This is a genomic window from Microbacterium sp. ZW T5_56 (assembly GCF_044987425.1).
GTDB lineage: Bacteria > Actinomycetota > Actinomycetes > Actinomycetales > Microbacteriaceae > Microbacterium.
In genome coordinates, this window is sequence record NZ_JBJDRI010000025.1 from 1 (window position 1) to 15,020 (window position 15,020).

A 15,020-nucleotide genomic window follows, 5' to 3' on the forward strand; every position below is an offset into this window, starting at 1 on the left:
GGGTGGGAGGGCTATGTTCACCAGGCTCTGCTCGAAGGTCGGCTGCTCTCGCGAGGCGGTCTCGACGCTCACGTACGACTACGCGGATCAGATGGCTGCCCTCGGCCCGCTGGGTGCTGCCGGTGATCCGCACGCGCACGATCTCTGCGCCATGCACACCGAACGACTCTCGGTCCCGAAGGGATGGGTCGTCATCCGCCACGAGACTCTGCAGTCCTAGGCGGAATCCGCTCGCTCAGCGCACGGAGCCGAGCAGCGCGTTCACGCGCTCGTTCTGGATGTCCAGGGCGCGCGCCTCGCGGTCGCGACGCAGCACGGCGACGCCGCAGAGGAACGTCTCCGGATCCACCGGCGGAAGCGGAGACACCCACCGCGCGGCTTCGGTCGCCAGCTCCTGGGCGATGCGGGTGCGCGCGCCCGGCATGAGGTTGGCCGACTGAGTGAGGAACTGCGTGATCCGCCGTGACAGCCGCACCGGCAGCCGTCCGGCGTCCGCGATCTGAGCCCAGCCGGCGAGCACCGGGGGAAGGATCAGAGTGTGTTCCGGCACCTGCGGGGTGCGGGTGCGCTCGCAGTATGAGCCGGACACCAGGTCTCCGAGCCGCTGCGATCGAGGCGTGAACGCGCCGACCAGGAAGGCCAGCCCGCCGAACGTCAGGTAGATCTCGAGAACACCGATGAGCGAGCGGATGAAAGCGTGCCGGAAGCCCGTCGTCCCGCCATCGGCCCGGACGATCCGACCGCCGACGGCCAGCTTGCCGACGCTCCGCCCGCGCGTGAGCGTCTCCACCGCCGTCGGAAGAATCACGAACGCCAGGGCTATCGCGGAGATCTGGATGATCGCGAACACGGACTCATCGACGCCGGAGGCGGCCAGCGCGGCGAACGCGGCGATGATGATCGCGTACCCGATGACCATGTCGATCACGGCACCGAGCGCCCGCATCATCAGGCCCAGGGGCTGCACGTCGAGGGCGATGGCCTCACCGGTGAGGATCTCGTCCTGATGGATCGAACCGACGACAGCAGACATGGGTACAGTAAACACCAATGGATCTGGACGCATTGCGAAGCAGACGCCGGGGGGAATGGGACCGCCTCGACGAGCTGTCTCGATCCCGCGATCTCTCCGGTGCGGACGTGGATGAGCTGGTGGTGCGCTACCGCGCGGCCTCGGCCGACCTCTCCGATATCAAGACCTCCGCGGGACGAACCCAGCTCGGGGATTCTCTCTCGGTGACCATCGCCCGCGCCCGCCACCGGCTGACCGGCGCGGGGGAGAACGTCGCTCGCCAAATCCCGCGTTTCTTCGCTCTGCAGCTCCCGGCGGCGCTGTACCGGCTGCGCTGGACGACGCTCGTGATCGCTCTCGCCACGATCGGCATCGCCGCGCTGTCGGCGCTGTGGATCTCGGCGGATCCGGCTCTAATCGCCACCCTGGGCTCGAAGGCCCAGCTGCAGCAGTACGCCGAGAACGACTTCACCGACTATTACGAGCCGGGCGCCGCCTTCGCCGGCCAGGTGTGGACGAACAACGCGTGGATCGCCGCGCAGTGCGTCATGTTCGGCGTGACGGGGATCTTCCCCGTGTACGTGATCATGTCGAACGCCATCAACCTCGGCGTCGCCGGCGCGGTGATGTTGGCCTTCGACCGCGGCGACGTGCTCATCCTCAGCCTGCTGCCACACGGCCTCCTCGAGCTCACCAGCATCTTCGTCGCGGCAGCCGCGGGCCTGCACGTGTTCTGGGCCTGGGTCGTGCCCGGGCGCCGCACGCGCGGGGAGTCCCTCGCCTCCGCCGGGCGCGCCCTGGCGACCACGGTGATCGGCCTCATCCTCTCGCTGGCGCTCTCGGGGCTCGTGGAGGGCTTCGTCACCGGCCAGTCCTGGCCGCCCGCGGTCAAGATCACGATCGGTGCGCTGGCGCTGGCGATCTTCCTCGTCTACATGCTGGTCGTCGGTCGATGGGCCACTCGGCGGGGTGAGACGGGGGATCTCACCGAGTACGAGGCGGGAACGCCGACACTGTACGCCGGCTGACCGGTAAGAACGACGATGGGGCGGGACCGAATCGGTCCCGCCCCATCGTTCGTGTGATCAGCGCTTCTGAACGTTGTCGAACAGTGCGCGGTAGGAGAAGCCGGCCAGCAGTGCGCCGACGATCGGGAACACGATGAAGACCCACAGCATCGACAGGGCGTCGCCGCCACCGTAGATGGCCGTGGCCAGCGAGCGTGCCGGGTTCAGCGAGGCGTTGTCGACCGGGACAGCGACCAGGAGGAAGAGGGTCAGCGAGAGGCCGATGACGAGCCCGCCGAACTGGGTGCCGCGCTTGGCGTGCGTCACGCCCAGGATAACGAACAGGAACAGGGCCGTGATGATCACCTCGATGATGATCGCCGCCGGCATGTCGAATCCGCCGGGAGAGAGCTTGCCCCAGCCGTTGCTGGCGAAGCCACCGTCCTGAGCGGAGGTGAGCCACCCGGCCGGACCGAAGAGGCCGATCAGCACCAGGGCGCTGCTGGCGACCACACCGCCCACCGCCTGAGCGATGATGTAGGGCAGCGCGTCCTTCCAGGCAAAGCGACCCGCGGCCGCCAGACCCAGGGTGACGGCGGGATTGAAGTGCCCGCCCGAGATCGGACCGAACGCATACGCGCCCATGATGACGCTGAGGCCGACGGCGAGCGCGGCGACGACCGGGACGATGCCGGCGGTCGGGGCGTTCTGGGCATCGGCGAGGTGAGAGCTGAAGAGCGCTGCACCGATCAGGCCGAACACCAGAAGGAAGGTGCCGAGGGCTTCGGCTGCCAGGCGCGAGCCCATCGTGGGCTGGGCGCTGGCCGAGGCTGCGGACGCCGGGCTCTTGCCCGTGCGCGGATCACGACTCATTTGATACTCCGTTCGAACGAATGCTGGGGGGTGCCGCTGGTTCGTCGCCGATCGTATCGGCCCAGCGCTCTCTCAGGATGCGCGACGCACACGTTGTCGCAAAGCTCCTTCATATGGCCCACACGCGAAGACGGGGCAGGACCCTGTGGTCCTGCCCCGTCTCGAAGTCGGCGATCAGCCGCCGATGCGCTCGCGGATGCTCGCGCCGAGGGTGGCGTCGACGTTCGTCCAGTACTGGATGAAGCGCTCCTTGATGCGGTCCTGCGTGAGTGCCGCGTACTGGCCGAGCAGCACGTCCAGGAAGCGCGCCTTCTGCTCGTCGTCGTAGACGTCACGGTAGAGCGTTCCCGCCTGGCCGAAGTCGTCGTCTTCCGCGTGCAGCGTGTAGGCCGAGCGCACGAGCTCGCCGTCGTTCTCCCAGCTTCCCTCCACGCCGCGTTCCGCATCGGCAGCGGGGCCGCCGTAGGAGTTCGGCGTGTAGACGCGGGCGTCGGCCGGGTTGAACAGGAACTGCATGTTGCCCTCGTGCATGTAGTTGCTCACGTGGGCGGCGTGCGGCTGGTTCACCGGCAGCTGGTTGTAGTTGGCGCCGATGCGGTAGCGCTGGGCGTCGGGGTAGGCGAAAACGCGCGCCATGAGCATCTTGTCGGGCGAGATTCCGGTTCCGGGAACCTGGTTGCCCGGCGAGAAGGCCGCCTGCTCGATCTCTGCGAAGAAGTTCTGCGGGTTGCGGTTCAGCGTGAAGTGGCCGACCGGGATGAGCGGGTAGTCCGCGTGCGACCACGTCTTGGTGAGGTCGAACGGGTTGAAGCGATAGGTCTTCGCCTCCTCATACGGCATGATCTGCACGGAGACGTCCCAGGTGGGGAAGTCGCCGTTCTCGATCGCCGTGAACAGATCGCGACGGTAGTAGTCCGCGTCGGCACCGGCGATGCGCTCGGCCTCTTCCGCGGACATCGCGACGACGCCTTGACGGGTGTGGAAGTGGTACTTGACCCAGAATCGCTCACCGGCCGCGTTGATCCACTGGTAGGTGTGCGAGCCGTAGCCGTTGAGGTGACGCCACGACTTCGACAGGCCGCGGTCGCCCATCAGATAGGTCACCTGGTGTGCGCTCTCCGGCGACAGCGTCCAGAAGTCCCACTGCATGTCCGCGTCGCGCAGACCCGACTGGCCGAGGCGCTTCTGAGAGTGAATGAAGTCCGGGAACTTGATCCCGTCGCGGATGAAGAAGGTGGGGGTGTTGTTGCCCACGATGTCGAGGTTTCCCTCGGTGGTGTAGAAGCGCAGCGAGAAGCCGCGGACGTCGCGCCAGGTGTCGGGGGAGCCCTGCTCGCCCGCGACGGAGCTGAAGCGGATGAGCGTCTCGCTCGTGGTGCCCTTCTGGAACACGGCTGCGCGCGTGTACTGCGACACGTCCTCGGTGATCACCAGTTCGCCGAACGCACCGCCGCCCTTGGCGTGGGGGTTACGCTCCGGCACGCGCTCGCGGTTGAAGGAGGCGAGCTTCTCGACCAGGTAACGGTCGTGCAGGGCGGTGACGCCGTCAGCGCCGACGGTCAGCGAGAACTGATCGCTGGCGACGGGCGTGCCGGTCTGGGTGGTGGTGACGTTGGCTTCAGCCATGTCCATTCCTTTCGCAGTCTGAACAGATGGCACGGAAGGTGATGGTTGCTTCCAACACACGCATTCCGTGGTCTGAGGAGGGAATCAAGCAAGGGGCGTGTCCGACCGTGCATTCCACGTCCTCCACCCGACCGCAGACGATGCACTGCAGGTGGTGGTGGTTGTCGACGAAGTCGAGCTCGTAGAGTGCGCGATCGGCATCGGGCAGGCTGACGCGGCGGACGATGCCGGCGTCGGTGAGATCTCCCACCACGCCGTGCACGGTCTGCAGCGCGATGCCCGGGACCGCGTCGCGGATCGCGCCGTGGACCACGTCGACCGACGCGTGAGGGCGAGTGGCAAGTGCACTGTAGACCGCGACACGCTGTGCGGTGACGCGCAGGCCAGCGTGGCGCAGCACGTCTGCCACGTGCTCCGCCGTGGGCGCCCCCGTCGTCTCCATATCCCCGACCCTACCCTTTTCCTGACTGATTCGTAAAAATGACTCACCCAAGATTCCGCCTCACGCCGCGACCCATCACCCGCGAGACTTCCGTCTGTGGGCGAGAATCGGTGCGTTGCGCGGATTCTCGCCCACAGACGCCAGTCTCGCGGGGATCGTGAGTGCCTTGAGGTATCCGCGAGAGGTGCGGGGGCGGACGAGAGCGGCAGCGGGTCGGGCTAGAGGCGACCCTGGGCCTTGAGCTCGAGGTAGCGGTCGGCGATCCGTGGGGGAAGATCCTCGGGGGTGTCGGCTATCGCGTCGCCGCCGGAGCGCTCGACGGCGTAGGCGACGAGCGCTGCCTCATGTGCCGTCTGCTCTGCTGCCGCCGCACGATAGACGGCGTCGGCATCACCGCGTTCGGACGCGATCTCATCCAGCGCGGTATCGGTGGCGGATCCCACCACGAGGCGCGTGCCACGGGGGACCAGCCCGAGGGACGTCAGGAACGCCCGGGAACTGAGCGGCTCGTCCTGCGCGGTGAGGATCACCAGCAGCGACGGACGCACACCGAGCGCGCGGGCCTGCGCGAGCGCCGCGTCCCAGTCGGTGTCGATGAGCTGCGCGTCCACGCCGGCCATCGCATCGGTGAGCGCGGGAAGCAGCCCGGGACCGTCCACTCCGGTGACGCGCGCGCGGATCACCCGGTCGAACATCAGCAGGTGGACGTGGTCGCCGGCCCGCTGCGCCAGCGCGGCCAACAGCAGCGTCGCCTCCATCGCCGCGTCGAGCCGCGTGCCATCGCCGACGCGCGTGGCCGCCGTCCGTCCGGTGTCGATGATGATCACCACGTGCCGATCGCGCTCCGGGCGCCAGGTGCGCAGCATCGTGGTCCCGGCGCGAGCGGTGGCGCGCCAGTCGATCGAGCGCACGTCATCCCCGCGGACATACTCCCGCAGTGAATCGAATTCGGTTCCCTGACCGCGCACCTGGATCGACGTGTTGCCGTCCAGCTCCTTCAGCCGGGCGACCCGCGACGCGAGGTGGCGTCGAGAGGAGAAAGCGGGGAGCACCCGGATGCGCCCCTCGCTGTGCAGGCTCACCTGTCGGCCCGCGATTCCCAGCGGGCCGGCGGAACGCACCGCTACGAAGCCGCTGCGCAGTTCACCACGTCGACGTGGGAGCAGCGCAATTTTCAGCGAGCGTCGCTCACCGGGCGGAACCACGACGTGCTCACGGCGCTCGGGAGCACCTGCCGTGGGCTGCCAGGCGTCGCGCACTGCCAGCACCGCGCGCCGGGATCCGCGGTTGGTGAGGATCAGCTCGGTACGGACCGGTTCACCGAGACGCGAGCGTGTCGGCACGTCGCGGTCGACGACGAGTCGTCGCGGATCTGCCGCGAGGGCCGTGTCCGTCACGATGAAGACGAGCGTGAGCACCAGCCACAGCAGCAGCATCGTCCACGGCGGAATGCCCAGGCTCGCGGAGAGCACGACGGGCACCACGCCGAGGGCGAGGATGAGGGGAGCGCGGCCGGTCAGATACACGTCAGATCGGAACCCGGGTCTGGGCGAGCACGTTGGTGAGCACTGCATCCGCCGAGACGCCCTCGATCTCCGCCTCGGGACGCAGCTGCAGGCGGTGACGCCAGACGGGCACCACCATCGCCTGCACGTGGTCCGGGGTGATGGCGGGGAATCCGCCCAGCCACGCCCAGGCCTTCGCAGCAGCCAGCAGCGCGGTGGACGCGCGCGGGCTCACACCGACCTGCACGGACGGGCTGGAGCGCGTGGCGCGCGCGAGATCGACGATGTAGGCGAGCACGTCATCGGTCACGGCCACGCGGGCGACGGCGTCCTGGGCGGCCGTGATCTCGGCCGGGGTGACCACCGTCTGCAGACCGGCGGACTCCAGTGATCGCGGGGAGAATCCGGCAGCGTGACGACGCAGCACGTCCACCTCGGCATCGCGCCCCGGCACCTCCACGATGAGCTTCAGGAGGAACCGGTCCAGCTGCGCCTCGGGAAGGGTGTACGTGCCCTCCTGTTCGATGGGGTTCTGCGTCGCAGCGACCAGGAACGGCTCGGGCAGACGCCGGCTCACGCCGTCGCTGGAGACCTGTCGCTCCTCCATCGCCTCGAGAAGGGCCGACTGGGTCTTCGGCGGCGTGCGGTTGATCTCATCCGCCAGCAGTACGTTCGTGAAGACGGGCCCCTCGCGGAATTCGAACTCGCCCGAACGCGCGTCATAGATGAGCGAGCCGGAGACGTCGCCAGGCATGAGGTCGGGGGTGAACTGGATGCGTTTGGTGTCCAGACCGATCGCGCGCGCAAATGAGCGAACCAGCAGCGTCTTCGCGACGCCGGGCACCCCCTCCAGCAGCACGTGGCCTCGGGCGAGCAGCGCGATCAGCAGGCCCGTGACCGTGCCGTCCTGACCGACGACGGCCTTGCCCACCTCCCAGCGGACGCGGTTGATCGCGTCGCGCGTGGGATCCGGGGTGGAGTATCCGGGTGTGCTCACGAGCGCTTCCCTTCGGTTCGTACGGCGGCGCGGATCGCCGCTTCCCATTGTGCGAGTCGGTCGCTGAGCTCGACGAGCTCGGCGTCAGTCGTTGGCGCGGGGCCGGTGAGGAGTATGCGCAGCGCATCACGCGGGCCCGCGACCGCCGCTGCGGCAGCGTCGATGACGGCATCCGGCGTCGCGCCGCGACCCATGCCGAGCAGTCGGCCGAGTTCGGCGATGCTGCGTCGACGCAGGATGTGCGCCGCATGGCCGGTGTCGCGCGCCCGTGCGTAGAGGCGAGCGCGACCCTCGAGCGTCTCCGACGCCCGAACGGTGACCGGCAGCCGCTCGGCGACCAGGGGGCCGAATCGGCGACCGCGCCAGATCGCTGCCAGGACCGCCGTCAGGGCGAGTAGCACGAGCGCGGGAGTGACCCAGCCGGGCGTGAGGTCGGCGAGCGTGGCGTCCGAGGCACGCTGCGTGTCGCTGTCATTCCAGCTCGGGACGTACCAGACGAGGGACTCGTGTTCGCCGAGGAGCGCGAGCGCGAGCGCCGCGTTCCCGTTCTCGGTGACGCTCGCGTTGGTGAACAGCAGCGAGGCATCCAGGGCCCGTACCGTCCGCCCGTCACGCGTCTCGGAGATGAGGCCCGCGCCCTCACCCTCTGGGAAGCACGAGAGATCGCCGCCCGTCATCAGCGCGCCGGGACGGATCGTTCCGGCATTCTCCGCGGCGGGGAGGTCACACTTCGCCGCGACCTCGTGCGCGCCATATCCCACGATCTCCGCTCCCGGAATCGCGAGATCCAGGACGGCAGAGCTGGGATCGAGCAGCACCGTGGTCGACGCCGCATCGATCAGGCCGCGGACGGTGTCGTCACTGAGGGTGTACGGGTCCGGGAGCACGAGCGTGCTGGACTCGTCCTCGAGCAGACGCGCGACGTCGCTGTGACTGCGGGCGATCTCCACGCTGACCCCGTGACCACGCAGCACCTCGACGAGGGCGCGATAGCCATCAGGTCCATGGCTCTCGGGATCGGCGCGCCCTTTCTCCGACGCCGTGAAGGTGCTGCTGGCCCACAGCAGCAGCACGGCGGCCACGATGACGATGAGAACCACCGCGATCCATCCGCGCCACCCCCTGCGTCGACGGGCGACCAGCGGCGTGCCGTCCCGCTCCACGGCGAGGCTCACGAGATCGCCCCCGTCAGCTCCGGCAGCGCGACAGGGCGGGAGCGCTCCAGACGCTCATCGGTTCGGCTGATGCCGTCGAAGGCCTCCGGGGTTCCGGGCTGTCGGAGGTAGCGGACGGCGTCGAAGACATCGGCTGCGGCGCTCAGCTCCGCGACCTCGGTCGGGAAGGCGGCCGACGCCTGAGCCGCAAACGCGTGCACGGTGGCGCCCGGGCCGAGGCGCACGGCGCCGCGCTCGGACAACCCGCGTGCCAAGGCCCGGAACCGGAGGATCACGGCTTCGTCATAGTCACCGGCCGCGGCGGCCTGCTGGGCGGCGCGTCGGAGCTCGGTCGCGGTGCGGCTCTCCTCTTCGCCGAACAGCAGGTCATCGGCGGTGAGGCGCGAGGAGGCGCGCGTTCGCGGCACACCCCACACGATGATCGCCGCCACGATGATGGCGACGATCAGCACGCCGATGATGGCGGCCACCACCATGCCGCCGCCCGGCCCGATCTGCGGGTTGAGGATGCCGGAGATGAAATCGCTGATCGCCTTCGCCATCTGGTCGAACCACGTCGGCTGAGCTTCGGCGTAGGCGGGCTTGGCCAGCTCGTCCTCGAGCCAGGACCGGGCCTCATCCGGGTCCGGAAGCAGGGGGATCTCGGAGAATCCGATCACGTCAGCGCGATTCCGCATCGTCGGACGGGCCGGTCGGCGCAGCATACGGCGGAGACGGCGGAGTTGCCGGGGTACCGGCCGGGGGAGGAGCCAGGGGCGGCTGTCCATACGCGGGAGCCGCGGGAGCCTGCGGGGCGGCGGGTGCCTGCCCGTAGGCGGGTGCCTGCCCGTAGACGGGTGCCTGTCCGTACGCGGGTGTCTGTCCGTACCCAGGCGTCTGCCCATACACAGGTGCCTGTCCATACACCGGCGCCTGCCCATACACAGGTGCCTGCCCATACACCGGCGCCTGCCCGTACGCCGTCGCCGGATACTGCGCGCCATACCTCGCACCCGGTCCTCCGACCGCGGCGGACGGCGTGTACATGCGTGCGGGGTCGTACGCGAACGGATCCGTGGTGGGCTCGCCCAGGTCGCGTCGCTCGACGTACGCGAGCAGATCGGCGTCGAGGCCCTCGCGTCGCATCCGCGCGTCGGTGTAGCACAGCGCGAGACCGGTCGCGTTGACCACCAGACCCACCGCTTGGATCACGACCTGCACGATGAGCGCCGGCAGCGTCGCCGTGAGGACGGTGCCGAGGATCGATGCGAAGTCGGTGGTGAGTCCGGTCGGGAGGAACACGGAGGCTCCGAGTCCCACCACCATCTGCACGATCGAACCCACGATGCTCGCGACGACGCCGAAGGCGAGGCTGATCAGGATGGTCACCCCGAACACCACCCAGAAGCGGCCGCGCGTGAGCGTCCACGATCGGCGGATGGCCGAGCCGATCGTGGCACGTTCCAGCACGATGGCGGAGGTTGCCAACGACAGCTTGGTGTTCAGCCAGAGAAACAGCACGAACACGCCGAGGATGAGCAGGATCATGAGGATCACCGTGAGCGCGATGCCATCGCGGCCCAGGCTCATCGACAGCCCCACCGTGACCACCAGGACGATGACGACGGGGACCGCGATGACGATCGCCATCGCCAGACCGATGAGGAACGTGTACCCGATCAGTCGTCCGAGCACCGGCGTGATCCTTCGCCACAGCTGCCCGAGGGTCTGACGCTCGGCCACGATGCCGCCGGCCACGTCCGCTGCCACGATGGCCTGCACGACGATGGTGACGCCCTGCATCAGCAGGCCGATCACGAGGGAGCCCAGGAAGATCAGCAGCGCATTGCCCGCCGAGATCGCGCCGTAGTCGTCGGACGTGACGGATGCCGTCTCCAACCGCGGCATCGTCAGGAAGACGAGCCCGGCGAGTCCCAGCGTGCCGAGGACGCTCACGCCCACCTGGAAGCACACGGCGAAGCCGAAGAGCACCTTGGGGTTGTGACGCAGAGCGCTGAAGGAGCGCCCCAGGATCTGTCCGAAGCTGAGCGGATGCAGGGGGATGAGCCCTGGCTGCGGCGCGGGTGTCCACGCGGGATATGTGCCCGGATTCTGTGTCACGATGAGCCCCCTCGATGCGTGTGACCCCCATCGTGTCACATGCGCATGGCCCCTCGAAATCTCTCCGAGTCGCGGCATGGGCTCGATCCTGCGCCGCATCCCACCGTTCTGCAGGCGTGTCGATTACGCTGGAGCAGAGCCGACACCCGTCCGGCATGCTCGAACGAAGGACCAACCGTCGCTATGACGTCTCGCATCCTCGTCGTCGATGACGACACCGCGCTCGCGGAGATGATCGGTATCGTGCTGCGCACCGAAGGGTTCGAAACGGTGTTCTGTGCGGACGGTTCCGAAGCGGTGCAGGCGTTCCGCGATGAGAAGCCGGACCTGATCCTGCTGGATCTCATGCTCCCGGGCCTGGACGGCATCGAGGTCTGCCGTCGCATTCGCACGGAGTCGGGCATCCCCGTCATCATGCTGACCGCGCGTGCCGACACCGCCGACGTCGTCACGGGCCTGGAGGCCGGCGCCGACGACTACATGGTCAAGCCCTTCAATCCGAAGGAGCTGGTCGCCCGGATTCGCACTCGCCTCCGTCCGACCACGACGGGAGATTCCGAGGTACTCCGCGTGGGCGATCTCACGATCGATGTCGCCGCGCACGAGGTGCGTCGCGCGGACGAGGTCATCGCCCTCACGCCGCTGGAGTTCGAACTGCTGGTGGCGCTGGCATCCAAGCCCCAGCAGGTGTTCTCGCGCGAGATGCTCCTGGAGCAGGTGTGGGGCTATCACTACAAGGCCGACACTCGGCTTGTGAACGTGCACGTGCAGCGGCTCCGCGCGAAGGTGGAGCTGGACCCGGACAACCCGCGCATCGTCACCACCGTGCGCGGCGTCGGCTACCGCGCGGGCGCGGTGGAATGAACCCGTGAGCCTCGAGGCACGCCTCGCGGCGGACGGCGGTATCCGTGGCTGGGCCGCGCGAATCGGCCGCTCCTGGAACTCCTCGCTGCGCTTTCGCACCACGGCGACCGCGGTGACGCTCACGGCGATCGCCGTGCTGGTCTCCTTCGTGGTGATGAGCTTCGTCATCCAGAACTATCTCTTCACCTCGCGCTACGAGCAGGTGAGCTCCGATGCGCGCCGTGCCTCGGAGGCGGCGCAGGACACGCTCAACCGTGCCGATCTCACCGGCGGCCGTTCGATTCTCATCTCCACCCTGTACTCGATGAACCAAGATCTCATCGAGCGCTCTGCCAGCAGTCAGGGCGCGATGCTGCGCATCGACACCGATGTGCCCGTCGATAACGTCTGGCAGGACCGGTTCTGGGGCGAGTTCGATGACACGATCATCACCGCCGACATGAGCGCCCGGGTGGAGGACAAGCCCGAAGGCATGTGGTGGCAGTCGACGCACATCACGCAGAACGGGCAGCCGGTGGCGGCGATCATCATCGGCCGTCAGCTGGACGTGCCCGAGTACGGTGCCTACTCCCTCTATCTCGTGTACGACCTCAGTGCGGCATCGCAGACCCTCGGATTCCTGCAGCTCATGCTCTGGATCGCGGGTCTCCTGCTCCTCGTCGTCGTGGGTCTGATCTCCTGGTTCGTGGTGCGGCAGGTGGTCGCGCCCGTGGCGCAGACGGCTCTCACCAGCGCCCGCTTCGCGGGTGGCGACCTCGGAGTGCGCGTCCACGTGCGCGGCGACGACGAGATCGCGGCTCTCGGCCGCTCGTTCAACGCGATGGCCAACAGCTTGGAATCGCAGATCAAGGAGCTGGCCGATCTGTCGCTGGTGCAGCAGCGCTTCGTCTCGGACGTGTCCCACGAGCTGCGGACGCCGTTGACGACGATCAAGCTCGCCGCCGACATGCTGAACATGCAACGCGACGAGTTCGATCCGGTCACCGCTCGTTCCGCGGAACTGCTGCAGACCCAGGTGGAGCGCTTCGAGGTGCTTCTGACCGACCTCCTCGAGATCAGCCGGTACGACGCGGGGTCGGTGCAGCTGGAGCTGGAGGCGACGAGCGTCGCCCAGCTCGCGGAGGACTGCATCGAGGGGATGGAGCAGCTGGCCGAACAACGCGGATCGGATCTGCGCTTGGTCGCCCCGGGAGGCTATTCGCCGATCGACATCGACCCGCGTCGGATTCGTCGGATCGTCCGAAACCTGCTCGGCAATGCGATCGAGCATGGCGAAGGGCGTCCGATCGTGGTCACGGTCGACAGCGACCAGCATGTCGTGGCACTCGGCGTGCGTGATTATGGCATCGGCATGGCTCCGGAGGACGCCGAACGCGTGTTCGACCGGTTCTGGCGCGCCGACCCGTCGCGAAAGCGCACGATCGGCGGAAGTGGACTGGGGCTGTCCATCGCCCTGGGCGACGCGAAGCTGCACCACGGCACGCTCGAAGTGTGGTCGCGTCCGGGCGAGGGCACCAACTTCGTGCTGGTGTTGCCGCGAGATGGCGAGATGCTGTCCACGGTGTCGCCGGTTCCGCTGGAGCCGAGTGATGCCGGTGCCGCGCTGGAGCAGCTCGGCATCACCCAGCCGATTCTGGTAGCGGGGCTGAACAACGTCGTCGCCAAGAAGAGCACCGTGCAGGAGGAATCCTCATGAGCACCCGGCACGCCCTCCGACGCCGCGGCGGCGTGATCGTCGCATTGGTGTTCGCGCTGGTCCTCTCCGCCTGCGGTGCGATGCCGACATCGTCCTCCGTGCAGGCGGTTTCGCTCGACCAGCCCGTCGGTGGCGAGGAGCAGATCGAGGTGCAGGCGTCGGATCCGGTCAAGGGCTCGGATCCTGACCGCATCGTGCGCGACTTCATCCAGGCCGCCACCAGCCCGCGCGGCGACTTCGCGACCGCACGGAAGTTCCTCGCTCCCGACGCGACCTGGCAGCCCAACCAGAGCGTCACCATCGACTCCTTCAGCGAACGCGAGGTCTCGGAGGCCGCGGAAGATGGTGCGGTCACGGTGACGGTGAAGCCGGTGGCCGTGGTGGATGAAGAGGGCGTGTACCGACAGGCAGCACCCCAGCCGATCGTGTTGCCGTTCCAGCTCGAACAGCAGCCGGCGGGCAGCCCGGATGCGGGGGAGTGGCGCATCACGTCAGCGCCCGATGGCATCGTGATGGAGTCGAACCTCTTCTATGCCTCCTACCAGTCCACCTCGCTCATGTTCTTCGATCCCACCTTCCACTACCTCGTGCCGGATCAGCGCTACTTCCCGAAGCTGGCCGCGCCGGAACGCACCGTAGCGGCTCTCCTGCGCGGACCGAGCGCGGACATCGCCCCGGCGGTGCGCACCGCTATTCCCGACGGCACCACGTTGCAGGACGGCTCCGTGGTCCAGACCGACAGCAGCACGACGGTGTCCTTCACCGAGCTCTCCACCGACGACTCCCGCACCCTCGGGCTCATGAAACTCCAGCTCGAACGAAGCCTCGGTGCCTCCTCCGTCACGATGACCGTCGGCGCGACCGCTCTCTCGCCCGCACCGCAGACGGTGGATGCGGGAACCGTGGACAGCACCCTCTTCGCACTCACGGCCAACGGCGGGGTCACGGTCAGCGGGAACAGCCTGACGCCCAGTGATCTGCTCGCGGATGACATCCGTGAGACCGTGCCGAACGCTCTCGTGCTGATCAGCGGGACGGGAACCTCGACTGCTCCCGCTGTGGCCGTGGGTCGTGGGCAGGACGGGACGGTCTACCGCTACACCGACGACGCCGATCGAGTGGTGTTGGACAATCGCCCGGGATTGATCGAGCCGACCGTGGATCCGGAGGGTTTCGTGTGGACCAGCACCGCCGATCCGTCGTCGCTCAAGGTGAGCTCGCCACAGGACCAGGAGATCACCCTGGAGACCGGCGTCACCGAGCTCACGTCGGTGCAGGCGATGCAGGTCTCCCGCGACGGCACGCGACTGGCGGTACTGGGCACCGAGGGGTCCTCGGCGATCCTGGGCTGGTTCCCCGTGCTGCGCGGATCGGATGGCAAGCCATCCGGACTCGGGGAGTTCAAGCGGCTGCGAGACCTGGGGGGAATCGGTCTGGATGTCGCCTGGCTCGACTCGCTCACGATCGGCGTGCTCAGTCGAGAGGGGACGGACACCTGGTTCGGTTCGGACTCGATCGGTGGCATCCGGGATGGATTCCGTGCCCCGGAAGACGCTCTGCACCTCTCCGGCGTGAACCGCACCGCGAACGTGCGATTGCTGAGCTCAGACGGCACGCTCTACTCCCGCCGCAACTCCGTCTTCCAGAAGGTCGCCGACGGCATCTCCGTTCTCGCCAACGTGCAGACCGTCATCCGCTGACCCATCGCGTCCTCCCCAGCCGG

At 68.1% G+C, this 15,020-nt stretch carries 14 protein-coding genes; 5 read left to right on the forward strand and 9 right to left on the reverse strand.

Annotated elements, in window-relative coordinates; genetic code table 11:
- Positions 1-220, forward strand: a 220-nt coding sequence (locus ACI3KU_RS12645; RefSeq protein WP_404922657.1) for a DUF3499 family protein, incomplete at its 5' end; no start/stop codon positions are given.
- Positions 221-235: 15 nt separating this feature from the next.
- Here the strand turns inward: ACI3KU_RS12645 and ACI3KU_RS12650 are convergent.
- Positions 236-1,033 carry an RDD family protein gene (locus ACI3KU_RS12650; RefSeq protein ID WP_404922658.1) on the reverse strand — a complete coding sequence of 266 codons (798 nt, stop codon included), beginning with the start codon at positions 1,031-1,033 and terminating at the stop codon, positions 236-238.
- 17 nt (positions 1,034-1,050) lie between these two features.
- Between ACI3KU_RS12650 and ACI3KU_RS12655 the strand changes: the two genes are divergently transcribed.
- On the forward strand, positions 1,051-2,040 hold the full coding sequence (locus ACI3KU_RS12655) for a stage II sporulation protein M (protein ID WP_404922659.1): 990 nt from the start codon (positions 1,051-1,053) through the stop codon (positions 2,038-2,040).
- Between the two features lie 57 nt (positions 2,041-2,097).
- Here the strand turns inward: ACI3KU_RS12655 and ACI3KU_RS12660 are convergent, their stop codons facing one another.
- The 8 genes from ACI3KU_RS12660 to ACI3KU_RS12695 all read right to left on the reverse strand — a co-directional run bounded on the left by ACI3KU_RS12660 (position 2,098) and on the right by ACI3KU_RS12695 (position 10,737).
- A complete protein-coding gene (locus ACI3KU_RS12660; RefSeq protein WP_404922660.1) occupies positions 2,098-2,892 on the reverse strand; it encodes an aquaporin in 795 nt (264 codons plus the stop codon).
- A gap of 174 nt (positions 2,893-3,066) precedes the next feature.
- Complete coding sequence (locus ACI3KU_RS12665) at positions 3,067-4,518, reverse strand: catalase (RefSeq protein ID WP_404922661.1); 1,452 nt, start codon at positions 4,516-4,518, stop codon at positions 3,067-3,069.
- The gene (locus tag ACI3KU_RS12670) at positions 4,511-4,960 is read right to left on the reverse strand and encodes a Fur family transcriptional regulator (RefSeq protein WP_404922662.1); all 450 of its coding nucleotides are present in this window, start codon (positions 4,958-4,960) and stop codon (positions 4,511-4,513) included. The genes ACI3KU_RS12665 and ACI3KU_RS12670 overlap by 8 nt, the downstream gene beginning before the upstream one ends.
- A gap of 218 nt (positions 4,961-5,178) precedes the next feature.
- Positions 5,179-6,486, reverse strand: coding sequence for a DUF58 domain-containing protein (locus tag ACI3KU_RS12675; RefSeq protein ID WP_404922663.1), 1,308 nt, complete (start codon positions 6,484-6,486; stop codon positions 5,179-5,181).
- Between the two features lies 1 nt (position 6,487).
- Positions 6,488-7,462: an AAA family ATPase gene (locus tag ACI3KU_RS12680; RefSeq protein WP_404922664.1), complete on the reverse strand. Its 975-nt coding sequence runs from the start codon at positions 7,460-7,462 to the stop codon at positions 6,488-6,490.
- Positions 7,459-8,637 (reverse strand): DUF4350 domain-containing protein, encoded by a 1,179-nt coding sequence (locus ACI3KU_RS12685; RefSeq protein WP_404922665.1) that lies wholly within the window; start codon positions 8,635-8,637, stop codon positions 7,459-7,461. The genes ACI3KU_RS12680 and ACI3KU_RS12685 overlap by 4 nt, the downstream gene beginning before the upstream one ends.
- On the reverse strand, positions 8,634-9,314 hold the full coding sequence (locus tag ACI3KU_RS12690) for a DUF4129 domain-containing protein (protein WP_404922666.1): 681 nt from the start codon (positions 9,312-9,314) through the stop codon (positions 8,634-8,636). The genes ACI3KU_RS12685 and ACI3KU_RS12690 overlap by 4 nt, the downstream gene beginning before the upstream one ends.
- Positions 9,298-10,737 (reverse strand): glycerophosphoryl diester phosphodiesterase membrane domain-containing protein, encoded by a 1,440-nt coding sequence (locus tag ACI3KU_RS12695; RefSeq protein ID WP_404922667.1) that lies wholly within the window; start codon positions 10,735-10,737, stop codon positions 9,298-9,300. The genes ACI3KU_RS12690 and ACI3KU_RS12695 overlap by 17 nt, the downstream gene beginning before the upstream one ends.
- 183 nt (positions 10,738-10,920) lie before the next feature.
- On the opposite strand from ACI3KU_RS12695, the gene mtrA reads away from it, so the two are divergent.
- From mtrA to ACI3KU_RS12710, 3 genes are read left to right on the forward strand one after another with little or no spacing between them, the layout of a single operon-like run.
- Positions 10,921-11,601 (forward strand): MtrAB system response regulator MtrA, encoded by a 681-nt coding sequence (gene mtrA / locus ACI3KU_RS12700; protein WP_404922668.1) that lies wholly within the window; start codon positions 10,921-10,923, stop codon positions 11,599-11,601.
- A gap of 4 nt (positions 11,602-11,605) precedes the next feature.
- Positions 11,606-13,297: an MtrAB system histidine kinase MtrB gene (mtrB, locus tag ACI3KU_RS12705; protein WP_404922669.1), complete on the forward strand. Its 1,692-nt coding sequence runs from the start codon at positions 11,606-11,608 to the stop codon at positions 13,295-13,297.
- The gene (locus ACI3KU_RS12710) at positions 13,294-14,997 is read left to right on the forward strand and encodes an LpqB family beta-propeller domain-containing protein (protein WP_404922670.1); all 1,704 of its coding nucleotides are present in this window, start codon (positions 13,294-13,296) and stop codon (positions 14,995-14,997) included. Before mtrB ends, ACI3KU_RS12710 begins: the two co-directional genes overlap by 4 nt.
- The last annotated feature ends 23 nt before the right edge of the window (positions 14,998-15,020 follow it).

Coding starts and splice junctions, on each gene's coding strand:
- ACI3KU_RS12650 (WP_404922658.1), bottom strand. CDS start 1,033: ATGTCTGCTGTCGTCGGTTCGATCCATCAGGACGAGATCCTCACCGGT.
- ACI3KU_RS12655 (WP_404922659.1), top strand. CDS start 1,051: ATGGATCTGGACGCATTGCGAAGCAGACGCCGGGGGGAATGGGACCGC.
- ACI3KU_RS12660 (WP_404922660.1), bottom strand. CDS start 2,892: ATGAGTCGTGATCCGCGCACGGGCAAGAGCCCGGCGTCCGCAGCCTCG.
- ACI3KU_RS12665 (WP_404922661.1), bottom strand. CDS start 4,518: ATGGCTGAAGCCAACGTCACCACCACCCAGACCGGCACGCCCGTCGCC.
- ACI3KU_RS12670 (WP_404922662.1), bottom strand. CDS start 4,960: ATGGAGACGACGGGGGCGCCCACGGCGGAGCACGTGGCAGACGTGCTG.
- ACI3KU_RS12690 (WP_404922666.1), bottom strand. CDS start 9,314: ATGCGGAATCGCGCTGACGTGATCGGATTCTCCGAGATCCCCCTGCTT.
- mtrA (WP_404922668.1), top strand. CDS start 10,921: ATGACGTCTCGCATCCTCGTCGTCGATGACGACACCGCGCTCGCGGAG.
- ACI3KU_RS12710 (WP_404922670.1), top strand. CDS start 13,294: ATGAGCACCCGGCACGCCCTCCGACGCCGCGGCGGCGTGATCGTCGCA.